Origin of the sequence: Spirillospora sp. NPDC029432, from assembly GCF_040703975.1 — a bacterium.
In the GTDB taxonomy this organism is placed as follows: Bacteria; Actinomycetota; Actinomycetes; order Streptosporangiales; family Streptosporangiaceae; genus Spirillospora.
Genome location: NZ_JBEZWH010000006.1, coordinates 117363 through 139943 on the forward strand (window position 1 = coordinate 117363; position 22581 = coordinate 139943).

The 22581-nt window shown below is 72.0% G+C and carries 18 protein-coding genes; 8 read left to right on the forward strand and 10 right to left on the reverse strand.

The window, feature by feature from the left end; all coding sequences use genetic code 11:
- The first annotated feature begins 286 nt into the window (after positions 1 to 286).
- The gene (locus AB0881_RS06795; protein ID WP_366614849.1) at positions 287 to 1858 is read left to right on the forward strand and encodes an alpha/beta hydrolase; all 1572 of its coding nucleotides are present in this window, start codon (positions 287 to 289) and stop codon (positions 1856 to 1858) included.
- A gap of 97 nt (positions 1859 to 1955) precedes the next feature.
- On the opposite strand, the gene AB0881_RS06800 is transcribed toward AB0881_RS06795, so the two are convergent.
- Together AB0881_RS06800 and AB0881_RS06805 are read right to left on the reverse strand one after the other, a co-directional pair.
- The gene (locus AB0881_RS06800; RefSeq protein WP_366614850.1) at positions 1956 to 2753 is read right to left on the reverse strand and encodes a VOC family protein; all 798 of its coding nucleotides are present in this window, start codon (positions 2751 to 2753) and stop codon (positions 1956 to 1958) included.
- Between the two features lie 192 nt (positions 2754 to 2945).
- Positions 2946 to 5339, reverse strand: coding sequence for an excinuclease ABC subunit UvrA (locus tag AB0881_RS06805; RefSeq protein ID WP_366614851.1), 2394 nt, complete (start codon positions 5337 to 5339; stop codon positions 2946 to 2948).
- Between the two features lie 420 nt (positions 5340 to 5759).
- On the opposite strand from AB0881_RS06805, the gene AB0881_RS06810 reads away from it, so the two are divergent.
- Positions 5760 to 6080: a non-heme iron oxygenase ferredoxin subunit gene (locus tag AB0881_RS06810; RefSeq protein WP_366614853.1), complete on the forward strand. Its 321-nt coding sequence runs from the start codon at positions 5760 to 5762 to the stop codon at positions 6078 to 6080.
- On the opposite strand, the gene AB0881_RS06815 is transcribed toward AB0881_RS06810, so the two are convergent.
- Positions 6077 to 6364, reverse strand: a complete 288-nt coding sequence (locus tag AB0881_RS06815) for a hypothetical protein (RefSeq protein ID WP_366614854.1) — start codon at positions 6362 to 6364, stop codon at positions 6077 to 6079. The two genes, AB0881_RS06810 and AB0881_RS06815, sit on opposite strands and share 4 nt — an antisense overlap.
- 56 nt (positions 6365 to 6420) lie before the next feature.
- On the opposite strand from AB0881_RS06815, the gene AB0881_RS06820 reads away from it, so the two are divergent.
- Positions 6421 to 8238 carry an ABC transporter ATP-binding protein gene (locus AB0881_RS06820; protein ID WP_366614855.1) on the forward strand — a complete coding sequence of 606 codons (1818 nt, stop codon included), beginning with the start codon at positions 6421 to 6423 and terminating at the stop codon, positions 8236 to 8238.
- A gap of 44 nt (positions 8239 to 8282) precedes the next feature.
- Here the strand turns inward: AB0881_RS06820 and AB0881_RS06825 are convergent, their stop codons facing one another.
- Positions 8283 to 8684: a GNAT family N-acetyltransferase gene (locus tag AB0881_RS06825; protein WP_366614857.1), complete on the reverse strand. Its 402-nt coding sequence runs from the start codon at positions 8682 to 8684 to the stop codon at positions 8283 to 8285.
- Entirely contained in the window at positions 8668 to 9954 is a 1287-nt protein-coding gene (purB, locus tag AB0881_RS06830) for an adenylosuccinate lyase (RefSeq protein WP_366614858.1), read from the reverse strand. Before purB ends, AB0881_RS06825 begins: the two co-directional genes overlap by 17 nt.
- A gap of 248 nt (positions 9955 to 10202) precedes the next feature.
- Between purB and AB0881_RS06835 the strand changes: the two genes are divergently transcribed.
- From AB0881_RS06835 to AB0881_RS06855, 5 genes are all read left to right on the forward strand, one after another.
- Complete coding sequence (locus AB0881_RS06835) at positions 10203 to 11618, forward strand: amidase family protein (RefSeq protein ID WP_366614859.1); 1416 nt, start codon at positions 10203 to 10205, stop codon at positions 11616 to 11618.
- 2 nt (positions 11619 to 11620) lie between these two features.
- A complete protein-coding gene (locus tag AB0881_RS06840; RefSeq protein ID WP_366614860.1) occupies positions 11621 to 13129 on the forward strand; it encodes a glutamine synthetase family protein in 1509 nt (502 codons plus the stop codon).
- 41 nt (positions 13130 to 13170) lie between these two features.
- Complete coding sequence (locus AB0881_RS06845; RefSeq protein WP_366614861.1) at positions 13171 to 13965, forward strand: DUF3050 domain-containing protein; 795 nt, start codon at positions 13171 to 13173, stop codon at positions 13963 to 13965.
- Positions 13966 to 14041: 76 nt separating this feature from the next.
- Positions 14042 to 14377: a 4Fe-4S dicluster-binding protein gene (locus AB0881_RS06850; protein ID WP_366614863.1), complete on the forward strand. Its 336-nt coding sequence runs from the start codon at positions 14042 to 14044 to the stop codon at positions 14375 to 14377.
- Positions 14374 to 16257 (forward strand): hypothetical protein, encoded by a 1884-nt coding sequence (locus tag AB0881_RS06855; RefSeq protein WP_366614865.1) that lies wholly within the window; start codon positions 14374 to 14376, stop codon positions 16255 to 16257. Before AB0881_RS06850 ends, AB0881_RS06855 begins: the two co-directional genes overlap by 4 nt.
- Positions 16258 to 16332: 75 nt before the next feature.
- Here the strand turns inward: AB0881_RS06855 and AB0881_RS06860 are convergent, their stop codons facing one another.
- Genes AB0881_RS06860 through AB0881_RS06880 form a run of 5 tightly spaced genes read right to left on the reverse strand, consistent with a single transcriptional unit; the run spans position 16333 to position 22573 of the window.
- On the reverse strand, positions 16333 to 17073 hold the full coding sequence (locus AB0881_RS06860) for a hypothetical protein (RefSeq protein WP_366614867.1): 741 nt from the start codon (positions 17071 to 17073) through the stop codon (positions 16333 to 16335).
- Positions 17074 to 17100: 27 nt separating this feature from the next.
- Complete coding sequence (locus AB0881_RS06865) at positions 17101 to 18624, reverse strand: FAD-dependent monooxygenase (RefSeq protein WP_366614868.1); 1524 nt, start codon at positions 18622 to 18624, stop codon at positions 17101 to 17103.
- On the reverse strand, positions 18611 to 20059 hold the full coding sequence (locus tag AB0881_RS06870) for an FAD-dependent monooxygenase (RefSeq protein WP_366614870.1): 1449 nt from the start codon (positions 20057 to 20059) through the stop codon (positions 18611 to 18613). Before AB0881_RS06870 ends, AB0881_RS06865 begins: the two co-directional genes overlap by 14 nt.
- The gene (locus AB0881_RS06875) at positions 20056 to 21012 is read right to left on the reverse strand and encodes an aromatase/cyclase (RefSeq protein WP_366614871.1); all 957 of its coding nucleotides are present in this window, start codon (positions 21010 to 21012) and stop codon (positions 20056 to 20058) included. The genes AB0881_RS06870 and AB0881_RS06875 overlap by 4 nt, the downstream gene beginning before the upstream one ends.
- 40 nt (positions 21013 to 21052) lie before the next feature.
- Positions 21053 to 22573, reverse strand: a complete 1521-nt coding sequence (locus AB0881_RS06880; RefSeq protein ID WP_366614873.1) for an FAD-dependent monooxygenase — start codon at positions 22571 to 22573, stop codon at positions 21053 to 21055.
- Positions 22574 to 22581 lie beyond the last annotated feature (8 nt).

Genomic DNA, 22581 nt, shown 5'->3' on the forward strand with positions numbered 1-22581 from the left:
AAGCGTCCTGGGAAGCGCCGCATAATCGGCGGGGCCCTTCCCGGGGCCGTTCACCAGGTCCACCGCAAGAGCCTCCGATGAACATCGGGGGCTCTTTGCCGTCCGGATGAGGCCCCGAACTCCGGGGATTCGGACCGATCCCGGGCGACCAGTCACGGTTCGGCCACCGCTCACTTCGAGTCCTTCTCATTTCCGGCTTTCCGTGATTGTTTAATTCCGCCGTCCCCCGCCGGCAATGCCCGTACATCGGGCTGTTTTGGCGAACCCGCCTACAGAAGGGGGATCTGTGAAGAAGCTCCTAGCGATCATGGCGACGGCCGCGGTCGGCCTGGCCGCCCCGGCCACCGCGGTGGCGACGGCCGAAGCGGCACCACCGGAGCCACCGGCCGGCGGCATCGCCTGGGCACCCTGTCCGGACAACGACCCGATCATGGGGGAATATCTCAAGGGACTGGAATGCGGCACGCTGAAGGTGCCGCTCGACCACGCCCGGCCGCAGGGCCGGCAGATCGACCTGGCGCTGACCAGGGCCAGGCACACCGCTCCGGAGTCGCGGTACCAGGGCGTCGTGCTGGTGAACCGCGGCCTGTGGCCCGGCGCCATCGGCCGGGACCTGCCGACACGGTTCGCCGACGGCTCGACCGGGCTGCCGACGGCGGTCGGCTCCACCTACGACTGGATCGGCTTCGACCCGCGCGGCGTCGGGGCCAGCGATCCGATGGTCACCTGCGAGCCCTACTACCTCTACCCGGGCCAGGCCAGGCCGGACTACGTGCCGCGCTCGGCCGCCGAGGAGCAGGTGTGGCAGGCCAAGGCCCGCAACTTCGCCGAGAGCTGCGGCGACAAGTACGGCGACACGCTCAGGCACCTCAGCACCGAGGACACCGCCCGGGACATGGACCTGATCCGGCGGGCGCTGGGCCAGCAGAAGATCAACTACCTGGGTTACTCCTACGGCACGTACCTGGGCTCGGTGTACGCCTCGCTGTTCCCCAACCGAGTTCGCCGGATGGTGCTGGACAGCGTGGTCAAGCCCAGCACCGCCGGGTACCGGTCCGTGCTCGACCAGAACGCAGCGTTCGAGCGGCGCGTCGAGATCTTCTTCGCCTGGATCGCCAAGCACGACTCGTACTACCACCTGGGCAAGACCCAGGCCGAGGTCGAGGCGAACTACTACAAGGGCATGGAGATGGTCCGTGAGCAGCCGATCGGCGGCAAGGTCGGCCCGGCCGAGTACAACGACATCTTCGTGGTGAACGCGTACCGCACCTACATCTGGACCTACCACGCGCAGGTGCTGGCCGACTGGGTGCTGCGCAAGGACCCGGCGGGGCTGCTGGAGAACCTCGTCGAGCCGGACTACCCGGCGCGGAACACCGTCGCGATGTCCAGCGCGATCCAGTGCAACGACGGCTCCTGGCCGCGTGACTGGCAGCGCTGGCACGACGACTTCACCCGCCAGTACGGCGAGGGAAACAAGTTCATGACGTGGAACAACGCCTGGTACAACGCGCCCTGCGCCTACTGGCCGGCGCCCTCCGGCCAGCCGCAGAAGGTCGGCCACCGCAAGGTGGACATGCTCCTGGTGCAGCCGGAGAACGACGCCGCGACCCCGGTCGGCGGTGCCCACGAGGTCCACGGGCTCTTCCCGAACTCCAGGTTCGTCCTGGAACTCGGGGGCGTCTTCCACGGGGCCTCCCTGACGGCGAACGCCAACGCGTGCGTCAACGGTCACGTCATCGCCTACCTGAGGGACGGCACCCGCCCTGCTTCCAGGGAGGGCGCCGACGCCCGCTGCGCCGCCGGCCCGGAGCCGGACCCGGCGGTCCCGGCGGTCCCGGCCGCGTCCCCGCGCTGAGCCGGTAGAACCCGGTAGAACTGGCAGAACCGGTAGAAGGTGTGCCGATGGGGCGGAAACGCAGGACTTCCGGGTCCTGCGTTTCCGCCCGCCGGCGCTATGAGGAGGACACCTTCCACCGGAAGCCGTCCGGGTCGGTGAAGTGCCCGGCGTAGCCGTCCTGCTCGTTCTCTCCCGCCGCGACGGCGATCTCGCCGCCGGCGGAGGCCGCCTTCGCCAGGAGGGCGTCGACCTCTTCGCGCGACCCGGCCCGGTGGCCGAAGACCACGGCGCCGAAGCCGGATCCCTCCTCGTCGACGCCCGCGTCCTTCGCGAGGGCCTTGCGCTGCATCAGGCCCAGCCTGCATTTCCCGGGGCTCAGGCTGAAGTCGACGAACTTGCTGCCGTAGTCCCTGTCGACCGCGAGGCCCAGGGCGGCGTAGAACTCCTTGGACGACTTCGGGTCGGGGACGCCCAGGATGGCGATGGTCTCGGTCAGCTTCGGCGGGTCGCTCGCGGGGCCGGTGTCCTTCTTGGAGGGCGCCGCCAGCTTCCAGATGGCGCCGTCCGGCGCCTGGTACACCGCGGTGAATCCGCCGAACAGCCCCTTCTTCGCGGGCTTGAGGACCTTCGCCCCGCCCTTGACGGCCGCGTCCAGCAGGGCCTCGACCTCGCTGGGCTGCTCGACGACGGCGGACGCGATGTAGCCGCGGAAGCCCGATGTCACCGGCTTCGCGTCCGCGGCCGCGGCGAGCGCCTCGGCCCCCCGCAGCGCGACCTGCCCGGTCCCGTTCATGTCCAGGTCCACCTGCCCGCCGCGGTCGGCGGCGGTGGGTGAGAACGCGGACGTGTAGAACGCGTGCGCCGTCCCCACATCCGGGACTCCGAGGGTGATCACGTCGAGCGAGAGCGTCATGTTCGACTCCTTTGGCGGGAGGGCGCCGGGTGAGCGGGCCCCGAGATCGAGTTCGTCTCTGCTGCCGGTCGGGCCCGTCGGCGGGCCGTTGAAGTCAGGTTAGATTCGGTTCGGTGATCAGCGCTTCTCCGTTCCTGACCGTCGTGCCGTTCGTTCCGCCGGACGGGCGCCGCCACGGTCCGGCGGCGCCGGTCACGCTCCGACGTAGGTCGCGAGGTGCTCGCCGGTGAGGGTGGATCGGGCGGCGACCAGGTCCGCCGGCGTGCCTTCGAAGACGACCCGGCCGCCGTCGTGGCCGGCGCCGGGGCCGAGGTCGATGATCCAGTCGGCGTGCGCCATGACCGCCTGGTGGTGCTCGATCACGATGACCGACCTGCCGGCGTCCACGAGCCGGTCGAGCAGGCCCAGCAGGTGCTCGATGTCGGCCAGGTGCAGGCCGGCGGTCGGCTCGTCGAGGATGTAGACCCCGCCGTCCTCGGCCATGTGGGTCGCGAGCTTGAGCCGCTGCCGCTCGCCGCCGGACAGCGTGCTGAGCGGCTGGCCCAGGCTGAGGTAGCCGAGCCCGACGTCGTCGAGCCGCTGCAGGATCTTGTGGGCCGCGGGCGTGCGCGCCTCGCCCGCGCCGAAGAACTCCGCGGCCTCCGCCACCGGCATCGCCAGCACCTCGGCGATGTCGCGGCCGCCGAGGTGGTACTCCAGCACCGACGCCAGGAACCGCTTGCCCTCGCAGTCCTCGCAGGGGGTGGAGACGGTGTCCATGAATCCCAGCTCGGTGTAGATGACGCCGTTGCCGTTGCAAGTGGGGCAGGCGCCCTCGGAGTTGGAGCTGAACAGCGCCGGCTTCACCCCGTTGGCCTTCGCGAACGCCTTGCGGATCGGTTCGAGCAGCCCGGTGTAGGTCGCGGGGTTGCTGCGCCGCGAGCCCTTGATCGCGCCCTGGCCGATCGCCACCACGCCCGCGCCGGACGGGATCGAGCCGTGGATCAGCGAGCTCTTGCCCGAGCCCGCCACCCCCGTGACCACGACCAGCACCCCCAGGGGGACGTCGACGTCCACGTCCTGCAGGTTGTGCGCGTTCGCGCCGCGGATCTCCAGCCGGCCGGCCGGGCGGCGCACCTCGTCCTTGAGCCGTGCCCGGTCGTCGAAATGGCGGCCGGTGATGGTGTCGCCGGCCCGCAGCCCCGCGGGGCTCCCCTCGAAGCAGATGGTGCCGCCCGCCGTGCCGGCGCCGGGACCGAGGTCGACGATGTGGTCGGCGATCGCGATCGTCTCCGGCTTGTGCTCCACGACCAGCACCGTGTTGCCCTTGTCCCGCAGCCGCAGCAGCAGGTGGTGCATCCGGTCGATGTCGTGCGGGTGCAGCCCGATGGTCGGCTCGTCGAAGATGTAGGTCACGTCGGTGAGCGACGACCCGAGGTGGCGGATCATCTTGATGCGCTGCGCCTCGCCGCCCGACAGCGTGCTGGAGGGCCGGTCCAGCGACAGGTAGCCCAGCCCGATCTCCGTGCACGAGTCCAGGGTGTTCCCGAGCGCCGTCAGCAGCGGGGCCACCGACGGCTCGTCCAGCTCCCGCACCCATCCGGCGAGGTCGCTGATCTGCATCGCGCAGGCGTCGGCGATGCTGATCCCCTTGATCTTCGACGACCGGGCCGGCTCCGCGAGCCTGGTGCCGCCGCACTCCGGGCAGTCGGTGAAGGTGACCGCCCGGTCCGCGAACGCCCGGACGTGCGGCTGCATCGTCTCCGGGTCCTTGGACAGGAACGACCTGCGGATCTGCGGCACCAGCCCCTCGTAGGTGATGTTGGTCTTCTCGATCTTCACCTTGGTCGGTTCCTTGTAGAGGAAGTCGTGGAGCTCCTGCTCGGTGTAGTCCCGGATCGCCTTGTCCGGGTCGAGGAAGCCCGAAGCGGTGAAGTAGCGCACCGACCATCCGTCCGCCTTGTAGCCCGGGACGGTGATCGCTCCCTCGGTGAGGGACTTGGACGCGTCGTACAGCTGGGCGATGTCGATGTCGGAGACCGTGCCGCGGCCCTCGCAGTTCGGGCACATGCCGCCGGTGCGGGTGTAGGTCGCCTTCACGGCCTTGCCCTTGTCGGCGCCGCGCTGGACCGTGATGGCGCCCTTGGCGCTGACCGAGGGGACGTTGAAGGCGAACGCGTTCGGCGGGCCGATGTGCGGCCGCCCGAGCCGGCTGAACAGGATCCGCAGCATCGCGTTGGCGTCGGTCGCGGTGCCCACCGTGGAGCGGACGTTGGCGCCCAGCCGCTCCTGGTCCACGATGATCGCCGTCGTCAGCCCGTCCAGGACGTCCACCTCGGGCCGCGCCATCGTCGGCATCAGGCCCTGCACGAAGGCGCTGTAGGTCGCGTTGATCAGCCGCTGCGACTCGGCGGCGATCGTGGCGAAGACCAGCGAGCTCTTGCCCGAGCCGGAGACCCCCGTGAACACCGTCAGCCGACGCTTCGGGATCTCGACGCTGACGTCCTTGAGGTTGTTCTCCCGCGCCCCGTGCACGCGGATCAGATCGTGGACGTCGGCGGCGTGCGGCTCGGCGGGCCGCGTGTCCGTCCCCGTGACCATGTTCATCATGACTCCATCTGTCGGGCGGGCCTGATCGACGGCCGCTCAGCGCAGCTCCTGGATGCGGACCATAGTGCCCGCGGGATCGGGTACGCCGCAGGCGCGAACCCGTGATCCCGGCAGGCCCGTTCCTGGAAGCCGCGGCGGGAGGCTCCCTCGAATGGCGATGTCCATGCAGGTCACGCTAGCCGCGGGCCGATCGGCGGCGCTTCTCCATTCCTGACCGGCCGGCCACGCCGGGGCCGGGCACACCCTCGCGTCCGGGGCGGGCGGACGCGGCTCCAGGATGCTTCGACCCTCCCTCGGGGCTCCCTTGAGAGCCGTCCCGCACAGTGACGATGGCCGGTTGCCCGCCCTACGGATGGAGAATGCCGTGGATCGTCGCCTGCCCGCCTCGGAATGGGCGATCGGGGCGGAGACGGACCGATGAGCTTCATCAAGGTCTGCCCGCTCGATGAGATTCCGGCCGACGGCGCGATCGCCGCGCGGCTCGACGACGACACGCCGATCGCGGTGGTGCGCAGCGGCGACGGCGTCTACGCGCTCGACGACCTGTGCTCGCACGCGGAGGTCGCCCTCACCGAGGGCGAGGTGTACGACGGCACGATCGAGTGCTGGCTGCACGGATCCTGCTTCGACCTGCGCACCGGCAAGCCCACCAACCCGCCGGCGACCCGGCCGGTCGCCACCTACCGGGTCAAGGTCGAGGACGGCGACGTGTACGTCTCGCCCGCCCCCGCGGACTAGCCCGGCAGGCCGATCGCCTTTTTCCAGGTCACGCAGGGGATGCCGATGAGATGCCGGCGGATCAGGTCCGCGCTGCTCGCCGCGTTCGAGCAGATCGGCGAGGGACTGATGCTGATGGGGCCGATGTTGATGGGGCCCCTGTGGATCGACCCTCGGACGGACGAGGCAGGCGACGACCCGGAGGAGCGGCCCGAGCCGGCGCTTTCGGAAGCGGAGCGCGCCGAATGGGCGGCGATGGTGAAGCGCTTGCGGTAGGCGTCGCCCTCGGCTCGCGGAATCGCCATGGACTCCTGCGCCGGCCGGGGTGCTCGTACTCCCTGACCGACCATGAGGAGCCCTTGTGAATTCCGCCGAATCGACCGCCGCCGCCTCTCAGGTGTCGGTGCGGCGCATCGTCCGGCTGTTCGGCCCGTACCGGTGGAGCCTGCTGTTCGTCGCCGTCCTCGTCGGCGCCTCGTCGCTGGTCTCGCTCGTCAACCCGTTCCTGATCCGAGAGATCGTGGACGTCGCCCTGCCCCGGGGACGGACGGGCCTGCTGAGCCTGCTCGCCCTCGGCATGATCGTCGTGTCGATCGCCAACAGCTCGATCAGCGTCCTGCAGGCCTACGTGTCCACCAAGGTCGGCCAGCGCGTCATGCACGACCTGCGCACCGCCGTGTACGCGCACCTGCAGCGCATGTCGCTGGCGTTCTACACCAGGACCCGCACCGGCGAGGTGCAGTCGCGCATCGCCAACGACATCGGCGACATGCAGGCGACCGTGACGACCACCGCGACGACGCTGGTGTCCGACCTGACCATCGTGGTCGCCACGGTCGTCGCCATGACCGTCCTGGACTGGCGGCTCACGCTCGTGTCGGTGGTGATGGTGCCCTTCTTCGTCTGGGTGAGCCGCCGCGTGGGGGCCGAGCGCCGCCGCATCACGCGCGACCGGCAGCGCCAGCACGCCGCGATCTCATCGATCGTGCAGGAGTCGCTGTCGGTGAGCGGCATCCTGCTCGGCCACACCATGGGCCGCTCCCGGTCGCTGACCGAGAACTTCGCCCGCGAATCAGACAGGCTCTCCGATCTGGAGGTCCGCTCCAACATGGCGGGCCGCTGGACGCAGTCGCTGACGTGGATCGTGATGGCCTCGATGCCCGCGGTGGTCTACTGGGTGGCCGGGCTGACCGGCCGCGGCGACCACATGGCGGTCTCCATCGGCACGCTGGTCGCGTTCACCACCCTGCAGCAGAACCTGCTGCGGCCGGCGGTCTCGCTCATGGACGCCGGGGTGGAGATCCAGAGTTCGCTGGAACTGTTCGGCCGCATCTTCGAGTACCTCGACCTGCCCGTCGACATCGCCGAGCCGCGGCACCCCGTCGCCGCGGCGAGACCGCGCGGGGAGCTGAGCCTGCACGGTGTCCGCTTCTCCTATCCCGGCGTGGAGCGGCCGACGCTCAACGGCATCGACGTGACCGTCCCCGCCGGGCGGACGCTGGCGATCGTCGGCGAGACCGGATCGGGCAAGACCACCCTCAGCTACCTCGTCCCGCGGCTGTACGACGCGACGTCCGGCCGGGTGACCATCGACGGCACCGACGTGCGGGACATGTCCTTTGACGCGCTCGCCGCCGCGGTCGGCATGGTCTTCCAAGAGACCTACCTCTTCCACGCCTCGGTCGCCGACAACCTGCGGTTCGCCAAGCCCGACGCGACCGACGAGGAGCTCGTCGCGGCGGCGCGGGTCGCGCACATCCACGACCACCTGATGTCGCTGCCCGACGGCTACGCGACGATGGTCGGCGAGCGCGGATACCGGTTCTCCGGCGGGGAGAAGCAGCGCCTGGCGATCGCCCGCGCCATCCTGCGCGATCCGCCCATCCTCGTGCTGGACGAGGCCACCAGCGCCCTCGACACGCAGACCGAGCAGGCCGTGCAGGAGGCCATCGACGCGGCGAGCGCGGGCCGCACCACGATCACGATCGCGCACCGGCTCTCCACGATCCGGGACGCCGACGAGATCATCGTCCTGGACGCCGGCGAGATCGCCGAACGGGGCACGCACGACGAGCTGCTCGCCCTCGGCGGCCACTACGCGGCGCTCGTCCGCCGTGACGCGGAGATGAACGACCGCGGGCGCCTGACGGCGACGGACGGCCTGACCGGGTTCAACTGAGGAGAACGCGCGGACGAACACCCGACCGGATCGGCGGGGGCCTGCTACGGGTTCAGCACCCAGGCGGAATCGTGCCGGGTGAATCCGATGTGCGGGTAGTAGTCCGTCGCGGCGGGCGCCGACAGCAGCACGATCTTGGCCTGCGGAGCCTCTTTGCGCGTCGCGTCGATGAGGGCGCGCCCGATACCGGACCGCTGGTGCGCACGCGTGACCGCTATGTCGGAGAGATAGGTCACGTAGGAGAAGTCGGAGATGCTGCGCGCGATGCCCACGAGCGCGCCCTCGATCCGGCACGTGAGGACCAGGTTGGCGTTCCGCACCATCGCCGCCATGCGTTCGGTCTCCGCGATCGGCCGGCGTTCGCCCAGACCCGATGACCGGTACACCTCGAGGACGTCGTCCAGGTTCAGCTCGGTGCCATTCTCGCGCTTAATGTCCCATGTCACGGAGGGATTCCAATCGCTTGAAGACCACATCATGGTGGGCCAGGAAACGCTCCGGGCGAAGCGGGCCGATATCGATCCCCTCGGCCCGGAGCAGGGTGCCGAAATCCGCGCGGGAGGAGACGGCGCCGTCCGCGGCCGCCTGGACGGCCCGGTAGGCCCGCTCCCGCTCCGTGCCGCCCTCCAGCAGGTCGGCCAGCACGGCCGAGCTGTAGACCACGCCGCCGGTCTGGTCGATCGCGGCGCGCATCCGGTCCGGGAACACCTGGAGCCCGGCGACCAGGTCCGCCGCCGCGGTCGCCTGGTAGTGCGCCAGGATCATCGCGTCCGGCAGGACCACCCGCTCGACGGACGAGTGGGACAGGTCCCGCTCGTGCCAGAGCGCCACGTCCTCCAGCATCGTCCCCGCGTACCCGCGCAGCAGCCGGGCCAGCCCGGCCAGGCGCTCGCTGGTGGTCGGGTTGCGCTTGTGCGGCATGGCGCTCGACCCCTGGTAGCCGCCGGTCCGGCTCTCCTCGACCTCGCGGACCTCGGTGCGCGACAGCAGCCGCACCTCGGTGGCGATCTGCTCGACGCACGCGCCGAGCGCCGCCACCGCCTGCACGAGCTGGGCGTGCCGGTCGCGGGCCACGACCTGGCTCGGCACGGACTCCACGCCGAGGCCGAGCCGCCCGCACACGTACTCCTCGACGAACGGGTCGATCAGCGCGTAGGTCCCGACGGACCCGGAGATCGTGCCCACCGCGACCTCCTCGCGCGCGGCCTCGAGCCGCCGGAGGGAGCGGTCGATCGCGAAGGCGAACCCGGCGAGCTTGTGGCCGAACGTCGTGGGCTCCGCGTGCATCCCGTGGGTGCGCCCGATGCACACCGTGTTCCGGTGCTCGGCCGCCTTGTCGGCCAGGACGCCGCGAAGCCGTGCCACCGCACCGATCAGGAGGTCGCAGGCGCGGGCGAGGGTGTGGCCCAGCGCGGTGTCCACGAGGTCATAGCTCGTCATGCCCAGGTGCACCCACCGGGCGGAGTCGTCCGGGATGTCCGCGCAGAAGGCGGCGAGGAAGGCGAGGATCTCGTGGTCGCGCTCGCGTTCGAGTTCCGCCACCCGCGCGGCCGACGGCACCCGGGCGCGCCGGATGTCCGCCAATGCGTCCTCCGGGACCCGGCCGAGCAGCGCCTGCGCCTGCGACGCCAGGACTTCCACTTCGGCCCAGGTGGCATAGCGGGCCTGATCGGTCCAGAGTTCCGCCATCTCGGGCAGCGAATAGCGAGCTATCATTTCGTGGCCCTCCCCAGGCATATCCGCCTGCGGCAGGATACTCATCGACTCGGCGCGGTGTATAGCCGGACTTTTGCGGACCGTCGACTTTCTCCGTCCGTGCTCCCGTTCAATCATCGGTTCGAACAACGGTTGAACGGGCCGAATCTCCGCTGATGGCGGCGTTTTTCTCCGAGCTTGCCGCGCATTCCCTTTCCCCGCCGGTCCGCCACTTGCACGACATTAGCCGATGTCCTGTAGTTGTCCCCGTGTCAGTCATCAACGTCGCGAGAGACAGGCAGCCGATCTGCCGCGATATACGGGAGACGAGGCGGTCGTTTCTGCGGGGCCATGCCACCGTCGCCGAGCACACGCGGGCCGTTCTCGACGCCATCCACGAAACCCACGCGGAACTGGGCGCGTTCGTCGCCGTCGCGGGCGCCGGCGCGCTGCGGGAGGCGGAGGCGGCCGACCGGCTCATCGCCCGCCTCGGCGAGGCCGCCTTCCGCGACCGGCCGCTGCTCGGGGTGCCGGTGTCGGTGAAGGACCTCATCCAGACGCGGGACCTCCCCACCCGGCGGGGGTCGCTGCTGCCCAACCACCGCGGCGCCGCCGACCCGCCCGCCGTGGCCCGCCTCCGCGCGGCGGGCGCGATCGTGGTGGGCAAGACGGCGACGTCGGAGCACGGGTGGAGCGCGAGCACGGTGAGCAGGGTGGCCGCCCCCACCCGCAATCCCTGGGCGCGCGACAGGTCCGCCGGAGGATCGAGCGGCGGGTCCGCCGCCGCGGTGGCGGCGGGCCTGTGCACCGCGTCGATCGGTACCGACGGGGCGGGGTCGGTCCGCATCCCGGCGTCGTTCTGCGGTGTGGTCGGGTTCAAGCCGTCCTTCGGCCGGGTCCCCTACGTGCCGCCCTGCGCTGACGGGCTGGCCCATGTCGGGCCGCTCGCGCGCAGCGTGGCCGACGTCGCCGCTCTCATGCCCGTGCTGGCCGGCCCGGACCCGCGCGACCCGGACTCGGTGACCGGCCCTCCCGTCCCCGCCACGGAGCCCGCCGCGCTGCGCATCGGCTGGATCGAGTTCCCGCGCACGTCCGGCGAGGTCCGCAGGGTCACCGAGGACGTCCTGCCGGTGCTGGCCGGGCTGGGGCACCGCGTCGACCGCCTCGATGTGCCGTTCCCCGACCCGTACGCCGCCCTGGTGGACGTGCTCGCCGCGGCCGAGGCGGCCGGCACGCCGCCGCAGGACGAGCAGTGGTGCGACGCGGGCCGGCTCGCGATCGTGCGCTACGGGCGCACCCTGAGCGGCGCGGCGGTCATGCGCGCCGCGGAGGCCCGGCTGGCCCTGCGGGCGAGGCTGGGCTCGGTGATGGAGGGCTACGACCTGCTGGCCATGGCGACCGTCCCCGCGGAGCCGTTCGCCGCCGACGCGATCGCGCCGCCCTGGGCGGCCGACCCGGACGACCTGCTATGGCTCGGATGGTCGCCCGCCACCTACCCGTTCAACATCACCGGCCAGCCGGCCCTGTCACTTCCCGTCGGCGTCACCGCCCGCGGGCTCCCGGTCGGGCTGCAGCTCGTGGGCCGGGTCGGCGACGACGACCTGGTGCTGTCGGCGGCCGGCCGCGTCGAGGCGGAGCTCGGCCCCGCGCCGATGCCCCCGGCCCCGCGACCGAAAGGAGAATGATCGTGCTTTCCCGGCCATGGTCCCTGCGCGGCGGCGACGGCGGCGTCGGGCGACCCGCGTTCGTGACCGAGTTCGCGCTCTGGGACGACCGGCAGGCCGCCGCGGCCGAGCGGGTCGAGGTGGAGCTGGACGAGGTCGATCTCGTGCGGGTCGTGTTCGGCGACCCGCACGGGCTGGCCCGGTCCAAGACCGTACCCGCGGACGTCTTCCGCACGGTGCTGCGCAACGGCATGGACTTCAGCGCCGGGCCGTTCCTCTTCGACACCGGCCATGCCGTCGCCGTGGACTTCCTCGCCGACTCCGGCGTGGGGGTCGGCGAGCTGCTGGGCGCGGGCGACTTCGTCCTCGTCCCGGATCCGCGCACGTTCCAGGTCCTGCCCGGGAGCGAGCCGAGGACGGCCTGGGTGCTCGGGAACGAGTACCTGCGCGACGGCTCGCCGCACCCGCTCGCCTCCCGCGACGTCCTGCGCCGTGTCGTCGCCGAGTACGCCAAACACGATCTGGCCCCGGTCATCGGGCTGGAGGTCGAGTGGTACCTCACGCGCCTGGCCGGCGGGCCGCCGGGCAACGCGGGGAACGGCTTCGGCCTGCAGGGCCCCGCCCCGGCGGTGGAGGCCGTGAACTCCGGCTACCAGTTCAACCTCGACGCCCACTACGACTCGGTGGCCGAGGTGGCGGACCCGCTGGCGACGATGCTCATGGCGCTCGGCCTGCCGCTACGCTCGATCGAGCACGAGTCCGGGCCCGGGCAGCTCGAGACGACCTTCGGCCCGATGCTGGCCATGGACGCGGCCGACGCGATGCTGCTGCTCCGCACCCAGGTCAAGCGGGCCTGCAGGCGCCGCGGCTTCCACGCGTCGTTCATGACCCTGCCGCGCCTGGACGGCTTCGACCCCAGCGGCTGGCACCTGCACCAGTCCGTCACGAGCACGAAGACGGACCGCAACGTGTTCGCGCCGGGCGGCGGCGCGCCGGACGCCATCTCCCCCGAGGGCGAGGGCTATGTCGAGGGCCTGCTGTCGCACGCGCGGGAGTTCGTCCTGCTGTCGGTCCCGACCGTGAACGGCTACCGGCGGATGGCCCCTGGGTTCACGCTGGCCCCCACCGCGGCCGACTGGCGCTTCGAGGACCGCAGCGCGATGGTCCGCGTGCTCAGCGGCGACAGCGCGACGCACGTCGAGAACCGGATCGGGGAACCGTGCGCGAACCCCTACCTGGCCATCGCCTCCCAGCTCCACGCCGGCCTGGAGGGGCTGCTCTCCGGCGCTCCGGCGAACCGGACCGGCCGTCCCGCCCTGCCGGGGTCGCTCCGCGAGGCGCTGGACGCGTTCCGCGGGAGCGTCCGCGCCGAGGAACTGCTCGGAGCACCGCTCAAGACCTGCCTGACGAAGCTCAAGGAAAGCGAGGCCGCGCGGTTCGACGCATGGTGCGCGGCAGAAGGCCTCACCGCCGGCGAGATCGCGGCCGAGGTCACCGAATGGGAGCACCGCGAATACTTCGGTGTCTTCTGAAACCGGAATTTCCGGCCACCCTGACGAGAGGGAGAACCGCCGTGTCACGGTACGACTGGGGCGAGACCCATTCCGCCATCGACAAGCTCAAAGACGCCATCGAGCCGGCCCGCCAGAAGGTCATCGGCCACCCGTTGTACCACCAGCTGAACACCGTGGACGCGGTGGTCACGTTCATGGAGCACCACGTGTTCGCGGTGTGGGACTTCATGTCGCTGCTGAAGTCGCTGCAGCGCCACCTGACCTGCGTCCAGGTGCCCTGGGTTCCGTCGGGGCACACCGGCAGCCGCAGGCTCATCAACGACATCGTCCTGGTCGAGGAGAGCGACGAACTCGGCGACGGCTTCATCAGCCATTTCGAGCTGTACCTGGACGGCATGCGCCAGGCGGGCGCCGACACGGCGCGCGTCGACGCCTTCATCGGCCTGCTGCGGGCGGGCCGGCCGGTGCCGCCGGCGGTGCGGGAGGCGGGCGTGCCGGAGCCCGCGGCCGAGTTCGTGGCCACGACGTGGGAGCTCATCGGCAACGCCCCCGTGCATCGCCAGGCCGCGGCCTTCGCGTTCGGCCGCGAGGACCTGATCCCCGACATGTTCGACCAGGTCGCCGCGCTCAACGCCGAGGCCGGTGCGCTGTCGACCTTCGTCGACTACCTGCGCAGGCACATCCAGGTGGACAGCGAGGAGCACACGCCGATGGCGATGCGGATGCTCGCGGACCTGTGCGGCGCGGACGACGCCAAGTGGGCGGAGTGCGAAGAGACGATCAATTTGGCGCTCGCGGCCCGGACGCGGCTGTGGGACGGCATCCTGGGCGCGCTCCTCGAGCGCGCCCGCTGAGAGCGGCCTGATCTCACGCCCGGGGCCCTGCGACACGGGCCCGGGCCGCACCAGGAAGCCGAGGTGAGAGCAAGAAATGCCGTGGGCGAAGGACAGTACCGCCAATGCCGGCACCGGGCGTGCCGAGCGGATCATGCAGCGATCACGCAACGAGAACTGGAAGAAGCCACCGCGTCGCATCGAGACGTCGGAATGCATCACGTGCGATCTGTGCCTGCGCAACTGCCCGCCCGAATTCGGGGCGATATTCGATCGCGGCCTCGACGTGGTGATCGTCCCCGAGCTGTGCTCCGGCTGCCCGGTGTGCGTAATGGTCTGCCCCGTGGACTGCATCTACGTGGACGAGCAGTGGGCGCCGACCGGCGACCAGTTGTGGGATCACATCGAACTGACGGCCGGAGGATCGGCATGACCCTGCCCACCGAGCGGGACACCGCGCTGTCCCGGAAGGCCGCGCTGGCGAAGGCGCGGCAGAGCCGCCGGCCCAGCCGGCTCGGCCGGCGGGCCGGAACGGCCGCCGAGCCGGACTACCCGGTGGCCGCGGACGCCGGGTTCCCCGGGCTGCTCAAGCGGACCTGGCGGCAGGCCGCCGCCGCACCCGATCTGCCCGCGGCCGTGGACACGCTGCTCACGCTCGCCGGGCACGTCCCGGCGGACGTCCAACTGCGCGCCCTGCCCCTTCCGGACGAGTGCGCGCTGAAGGTCCTGTTCGGCCGGTCCTGGCGGGAGGACGGACGGGCCTGCGATCCGCCGGGCGGTGGCGCCGGGGCCGCGTTCCTCGGCGAGATCGGGCTGAACACGAGCGGGCGCGTCGTCGTGCGCGTCCCGTCGAAGGGCCCGCTGTCCGGCGCGGAGGACCTCGTGGGGGGCGTGCTGCGGGTGCCGTGGTCCGCCCGGGATCTGGCGGACTACCAGGCCGAACTGGCCAGCGCCGCCGCACGGTCGCGCGAGTCGGTCGCCGACTGCCGCGCGTGGCTGGCCGCGGCGGGCACCGGCGGCCGCCGGGACCTGCTGGACGACCTGAAAGAGGCGGCCCTCCGCACGGCGCCGTTCGTGCTGTACGCCGGGGACCGGCGGTACACCAACTTCCGCGACCGGAACACGCTGACCGGGAAGACGCTGTGGCCGGGACATCCGGACTGCGCGCTGAGCAGCCTTGCGGACGTCCCGCTGGAGCTGTGGTCGGACGACGACGTGCTGATGGTGGTCTGCCTCACGCTGCTGATCCGGTCGGCGGGGTTCGCCCGGATCGAGGAGGCCAACGGGACGCAGCTGACCATCGACCACGTGGCCCGCCTGCTCGAACGGATCCGCCTGGCGTACAACGGCGTCCCCGGCGGGCGGCCGGTCCCGCCCGCGGCCTCGACCAGGGTGGCGGCGCTGCACGACCTCGCCGGGGCGATCGCCGGGCGGCGCCGTGAGATCTCCGCTAAGGTCCGGCTCTACCGCGAGATCCACGGCCCGCTGATGCACAAGGTCGAGCGGATCGCCGGCGCCCCCTCCGGCGACGCGCGGCGGCTGGAGGCGGAGCTGTGCGCGCGCCTGCGCGACCGGCTCCCGGTCTCCGGCGGCACGCTCGGGGAGATGGGCACCGGGATCGAGGCGTCGCCCGGCTGGCTGGCCGAGCCGCACGGCGGGTTCGGCACCGGCCTGGGGTCCCTGGTGTACGAGACCGTGCGCGCGGCGACGGCGGCGTTCGACGCCGACTTCGCGATGAGCCGCGGCATGCGGTCGCCGACCGCGCTGATCGAGGCGCTGCGCGCGCGGGACTGGCCCAAGATCGTCACCTGGGACATGCCGCACTTCTTCTGCTGCGTCGTGCCCGCCCCGGAGGCCCGGAAGTACTTCGGGGAGTCGCCCGCGCATCTGGCCGACACCGCGTGGTCGATCTCCGCGCGGATGCAGTACAACTCGTGGCACTTCCTGGCCGGCAACCTCCCGAAGGTTCCCGAGGTCGTGGCCCGTGACCACTTCGTACCGCCCACGATCCCGGACATCGCCTACCACTCCGACCAGCACCATCACGGCCATGTCGCCGCCAAGGTGCGCTACAGCATCCGCAGCCCGCAGGCGGTGGAGGTGCTCGGGCGGACGTTCGACGGGTTCGTCGACCTGCGGCTGCTGCGCTGCGAGGGGCTGCCGTTCGACGAGCAGGACCTGCTGGCCGCGCATCGCGTCTCGGGCCTCGTCGCGAAGGCCACGGGCCTCGCCGCCGCGCTGGCCGCCGGCGGCGCGGACATCGAGATCACCGAGTTCGACTCCAAGTGGCACTGGGAGACGATCGCCTGGTGACCATGCCCGCTGAACGCAAGAGCCCGCGGCCCCCGGCTATGGCAAGCCGGGGGCCGCGGGCGTGGGTGCGGCCGGTCAGGCGAGCGCGGACTCTGACGCGGACCGGGTGTGGACGACGCGGTAGGTGTTCACGTCGGTGGCGGTCACCAGCGCGTTCCGCTTGTCCTGGGACTTGCGGCGCGCGACCGGCGGTTCGTCCCCGGCCGGCGCGCGGAACGCGTCGTAGGACTCCTTGCCGTCCCACTGCGAGTAGACCACCACGAAGTCGTTGTCCGTGCCGACGGCCGCCAGGTCGCCGCCGCCCCCGGGGCTGCGGGACCGGATCCCGCGCAGCACGCTCTGCGAACGGTAGCCGGGCACGTCCACCAGCCAGTCGTAGGCCGAGCCCAGCACGGCGATCAGTTCGCTCTGGTCGGCGGGTGCCACCCCGAGGATCTCGATGACCGTGTAGTCGTCGCGGTCGGGCGAGATCTCGGTGACGTCGCCCTGGTCGGGGTGGCGCAGGCTCAGTTCCACCTCCGTCTGCATCAGCCGCATGAACGTCGTGATCTCATGGAACACCGGCACGGTGCGGTGCTTGAACTCGTCACCGGCGTACCGCGACTCCAGGTCCTCCTTCCCGCGCCACTGGATGAAGTTCGCGGTCCCCGGCTCGTCCTGGCCCCGGTGGACGGTGCTGGAGATCCAGCCGGGGAACGCCGCGGTGTCGACGATCGCGCGCATCTCGCTGACCAGCCGGTCGACGTTCTCCGGCGCGTCGGTCCTGAACAGGTTGATGACCGTCAGATAGCCGTTCTCGGGATTGATGAATGGCATGGTCCTCGCATCCTTCGGTGGCGGTTGCTACGGCCGGGCCCCCGCCGCGGCGGGGGGCGCGGCCAGGTCGGTGTCGTGCGGGAGGCCGAACCAGCGGGTCAGGGCGTCCGGCAGCCCGGCCGGGCCGGACCCCTCCGAGCCGATCCAGGCGATGTAGCCGTCCGGCCGCACCAGCGCGGCGTCGACGCCGGCGAGCGCGCCGTCCGGACGGGACGCCGTGGTGACCACGTCGATCCGGTCCGTCCACGGCCCGGCGGCGTCGCGCACCTTCTCGTCACCGCCCAGGTCGAACAGGACGCCGCGGCCGGCGTGCAGGAAGCGGAAGGCGTCCCCCTCGCCGTGCGGCGGGCCGGCGGTGAGTTCGGCGTTCGGCAGCCGCCGGCCGAGCAGCGGGTGGTCGCCCGGGCCGACGTCGTAGCGGATGTCCAGGCCGGTGACCATGCCGACCAGCAGCTTCTGGACCTCCTCGTGGGCCAGCAGCTCGGTCATGACCTCGCGCATCGGGTCCATCTCGTCGCCGCCGAGGTACAGGATGCGCTGGGCGAGGGTGTTGGTCAGGATGCGGGCGGCGACCGGGTGCCGCTCGTCGTGGTAGGTGTCCAGCAGGTCCGCCGGCGCGCGGCCGCCGATCTCGGCGGCGAGCTTCCAGGCCAGGTTCATGGCGTCGCCGATGCCCGCGCTCATCCCCTGGGCGCCGACCGGCAGGTGGATGTGCGCGGCGTCGCCGAGCAGGAACACCCGCCCCCGCCGGTACTGCGCCGCCTGCCGGCTCGCGTCGGTGGTCCAGCTCGTCCAGAGGGGCTTCCCGCCGCTGATGTCCTCGCCGGTCAGCCGGTTCCACGCGGCGGCGACGTCGTCGAAGCCCGGCGCGCCGTCACCCGGCCGCGTCATGCCGCGCTCGTACACGACCACGCGGTTGACCCCGGGTCCCAGCGGCAGCACCATGACCATCCCGCCCGGGACGCGCTCGCCGGCGAAGCGCGGCCGCAGATCGCACCCGGCCACGTCCGCGAACCACATCTCGATGACCGGGTCCGTGCCGGGGAAGTCGACGCCGATCAGCTTGCGGACGCTGCTGCGGGCCCCGTCGCAGCCGGCCACGTAGCGGGCGCGCAGGTGCTCGCGGCCCGCCGGGGTGACGACCTCCAGCTCGACCCCGTCGTCATCCGACCGCAGCCCGGTCACCTCGTGCTCGCGGCGCACCACGGCGCCCTGTTCGGCGGCCCACTCGGCCAGGACCTCCTCGGTGAGCGACTGGGGCTTGCCCCGCGCGCCGTAGGAGCCGCCCTCGACCACCTGGTAGTCGATGAGCAGCCCGCCGAAGTGGCCGAAGGGGATGGTGTCCACGCCGCCGAAGCGCGGCAGCAGCCCGCGCTGGTCGAACTCCTCGATGGCGCGGGCGGAGAAGCCGAGCGCGCGCGACTGCTTCATCGGCTCGGCCAGCCGGTCCAGGACGATCGCCCGCACTCCGGCCAGGCCCAGCTCTCCGGCGAGCATCAGCCCGGTGGGGCCGGCTCCCACGATGATGACGTCCGCATCAAAGTCTCGCATTTTCCTTCCTACCTTCCGCGCAGAGCTGCCCGATCGCCTGGTCCAGGTCGTCCTCGCCGTCACCGGCCCAGGCGACGTAGCCGTCGGGCCGCAGGAGGATGGTGGTGATCCCCGGGAGGGAATCCGCTTCGTCGATCGCGTGAATCGTGGGGATGGTGAACCGGCCGGGGTCGCCGGACGGGGGTGCGAGCCGCACGAGGACGGGCTCGGTGCCGGCCGCCCGCAGCGGGCCGGACTCCGTCCGCAGCCGGTGGCCGGTGATGCGCCGCCCGATCGGCTCGGGGCCGGGCGGGCCGTACCGGTCGGCGAGGTTGCCGGCGACGCTCGCCAGGTGGGCGCGGACCTTGTCCAGGCCGGTCAGCTCGGTGAGGACGGCGCGCAGCGGCTCGATCTCGGGACCGCCGAGCAGCAGGATCTCCTGCGCCGCGACATGGTCGAGCACGCGCGCCGCGACGGGATGCCGCTCGTCGTGGTAGCCGTCCAGCAGCCCGGCCGCCGCCCAGCCGCGTACCGTCCCGGCGAGCCTCCAGCCGAGGTTGACCGCGTCCTGCAGCCCGACGTTCAGGGCCTGGCCGCCGATCGGCATGTGCCAGTGGGCGGCGTCGCCGGCCAGGAGCACGCGGCCCCGCCGGTAGGAGCGGGCCTGCCCCATGCTGTTGTCGAAGGAGTCCAGCCAGATGGCGTTACCGCCGGAGATGTCCTCGCCGGTCACCTTCTCCCAGAGCCGGATGACCTCGTCGAACCGCGGCGGCCCGGTGCGTTCGGCGGGCGCTTGGCCGGTCGCGTGCACCATCACCCTCGTGACGCCGTCGCGGGTCGCCGCCACCGCGTACCCGGCGTCGAGCCGCTCGAACCTGCGGTCGCGGATCGAGATGCCGGTCACGTCGGCCCTCAGCAGTTCCTTGGTCGGCGCGGTGGCCGACACGGGGAAACCGCACAGCCGGCGCACGGTGCTGCGGGCTCCGTCGCAGCCGACCACGTACTCCGCCCGGATCCGCAGCGGCCCGCCGGGACCTACGACCTCGCAGACGGCATGGTCCGCCCGCTCGGTGATCCCGGTCAGCTCGTGTGCCCGCAGCACGGTCGCTCCGAGCGCCACGGCGCGCTCGCCCAGGGCGGCCTCGGTGCGGTACTGGGGCACCTTCCAGTTGCCCGCGAACTCGCTGTCCAGCACGGACGCGTCGAACCCCAGCCCGGCGAAGTGCCCCCGGGGCTCGTGGACGGCCTCACCGAGCAAGCCGTCGAACCCGCGCTCGTGCAGCAGCTCGGCGGTGAGCGTGGTGAGCTGGGCGGCCCGCGACTCGGTCATCGGCTCGCCCAGGCGCTCCACGACGACGGCGGGCACCCCGGCCCGGCCGAGCTCGCAGGCCAGCAGCAGCCCGACCGGCCCCGCGCCGGCGATGACGACCGGCGCGGCCGCCCCGGGGGGTGTCACGGCGCCGCGCGCCCGCGGCCGGAGCCCTCGGCGTGGGCCTTCGCGGCGCGCAGCGTGGCCAGGCTGTTGGCGCTCAGGGTCCTGCGGACGTTCTCCTGCATGGTCGGCAGGTCCATGCCGCCGCCGAGTTCGGCGACCCGTTCGGGGTTGACGCGCACCGTGTGCCGCGACGTCACGGCCACGCCCCCGCCGTCCGCCTCCTCGATGAGCCACTGCCCGTTGTGCAGCGTCAGCAGCGCGGGCAGGAGGGTCTGCTTGTACAGGATGCTGGTGTGCGGCCGGCACACGCGCACGGACCGCGTGGTGTGCACCGATCCGTCCTTGGCGCTGGTGTCCATCTCGAGGATCTGCAGCCCGGGCGTCTCCTCCTCCAACACCACCCTGGCGACATGCGGGAGCCGCTCCTGCCACAGCTGGGCCTCGTTGAGGAAGTCGTAGACCTCCTTGGCCTCGCCGTCGATGGTCACGGTGTCGTCGAACGTGACGAGCCGGTCGGGCCCGGTCAGCTCCGCGCTGGTCTTGAGCGCCTGGAGCTCCGCCTCGCTGTTGCGGTCGACCGCCCGGCCGATCCAGTCGAGATCGGCCGGGTCGCCGGTCGCCGCGGAGTAGTCGTGCAGCAGGCGCACCCGGCAGCCGGACCCGGAACCGGGCTCCACCACCCAGGTCCCGCCCATCCCGCCGACCGGATGCTGGGACCGCTCCTGGCGGAACGAGACGCTCATCCGCTCCGGGTCGTGCGAACGCCGGGACGTCCAGGTCTTCGGGGTGCCGTTCGCGGTCGCCCAGAGCCGGATCAGCTCGGCGTTCCCGTCCCGTTCCACGCACTCGGCGTGCACGGTCGGGGGGAAGATCTCCGGCCATCTGGTCACGTCGGCGATCAGCGCGTACACCCGCTCGGCCGGAGCGGCGACGTCGATGGCGTGTTCCGTTTCGCGCACCGCGCTCGTGGTCACGATTCTTCTCCTCTGAGTAACGGTCTGAGCGGCGGAACGTCTAGCGGGCGGACGCCAGCGGCTCGGAGCCCTCGGCCTGCGGCGTTCCCGAGGCGGGCACGGCCGCGCCGAACCAGCGCCGCAGCGCCTCGTCGAGCGCGCCTCCGCCCGGCGCGGCCCAGGCGACATAGCCGTCGGGACGGATCAGCACCGATTCGGTCGCGGCCCCGCCCTCTTCCGGCCCGGCCGGGAAGCGCTCCACCCGGACCACGTCGACGCGGTCGGACCAGCCCGCCGCGGACCGGCTCGTCCCGTCCGAGGCGTCGGCGGTGATCAGGACGCCCCGCGCCCCGTGCAGCAGCCGCGCGATCCGCTCGCGGCCGCCGCCGGCGAGGTCCAGTTCGCGGTCGGCCATGCGCCCGCCCACCAGCGGATGGCCCTGCTCGCCCATGTCGTAGCGGATGTCGAACCCGCTCACCATGCCGGACAGGTGCCGCGCCACCGCCGGGATCGCGATGAGCTCCGACATGACGGTCCGCAGCGGCTCGACCGACGAGCCGCTGAGGTTGAGCGTCCCCTGGGCGCGCGTGTTGCGCAGCACCCGCTCCCCCACCGGGTGCCGCTCGCTGTGGTAGCTGTCGAGGAGGCCGTCGGGGGCCCGGCCCCGGACGGTCGCGGCCAGCTTCCAGCCCAGGTTGACCGCGTCCTGCACCCCGATGCTCAGCCCCTGCCCGCCGGCCGGCAGGTGGATGTGCGCGGCGTCGCCCGCCAGCAGCACGCGGCCGCGCCGGTACTCGGCGGCCTGGCGCGTGGCGTCGGTGAAGCTGCTCACCCAGCGCGCCGTCCCGCCGTGGATGGACTCGCCGGTCAGCCGCTGCCACGCGTCCGCGACCTCCGCGAACGTCGCCCGGCGGTCCTTGTCCGGCGAGACCCCGTTCTCGCAGACGATGATGCGGAAGTAGCCCTCCTCCAGCGGCGCCGCCATGACCATGCCGTTCGGGAGGAGTTCGCCGATCATCCGCGGCCGGATGTCGCAGCCGGTGACGTCCGCCAGGTACATCTCGCGGGTCGCGTCGGAGCCCGGGAACTCGAAGCCGGCGAGCTTGCGGACGGTGCTCTGGCCGCCGTCGCAGCCCACCAGGAAGCGGGCCGTGTGCTCGGCGTCGCCGCCGGGCCCCCGCACGGTCGCGGTGACGCCGTCCCCCGTGTCGTCCAGGCCCGTGGCCTCGTACCCGCGCAGCACCTTCACGCCCAGTTCCAGGGCGCGGTCCTCCAGCATCTCCTCGATCTTGTACTGGGGTGCGCCGCGCACGCCGAAGTGCGAGCCCTCCAGCACCCCGTAGTCGATGGGGATGCCGCCGAAGTGCCCCTGCCTGGTGATCTCGGTGTTCTCCAGCCGGTCGAGCAGCCCGCGCTGATGGAAGATCTCGGCGGCGCGCGCCGTGAAGCCGATGCCGCGCGACTCCCAGCTCCGCTCGGCCCGCCGTTCGAAGACGGTGACGTCCGCACCGCCGAGACGGAGCTCGCCGGCGAGCATCAGCCCCGTCGGCCCGGCACCGATAACGATTACGTCAGTGTCCATTTCCTGTC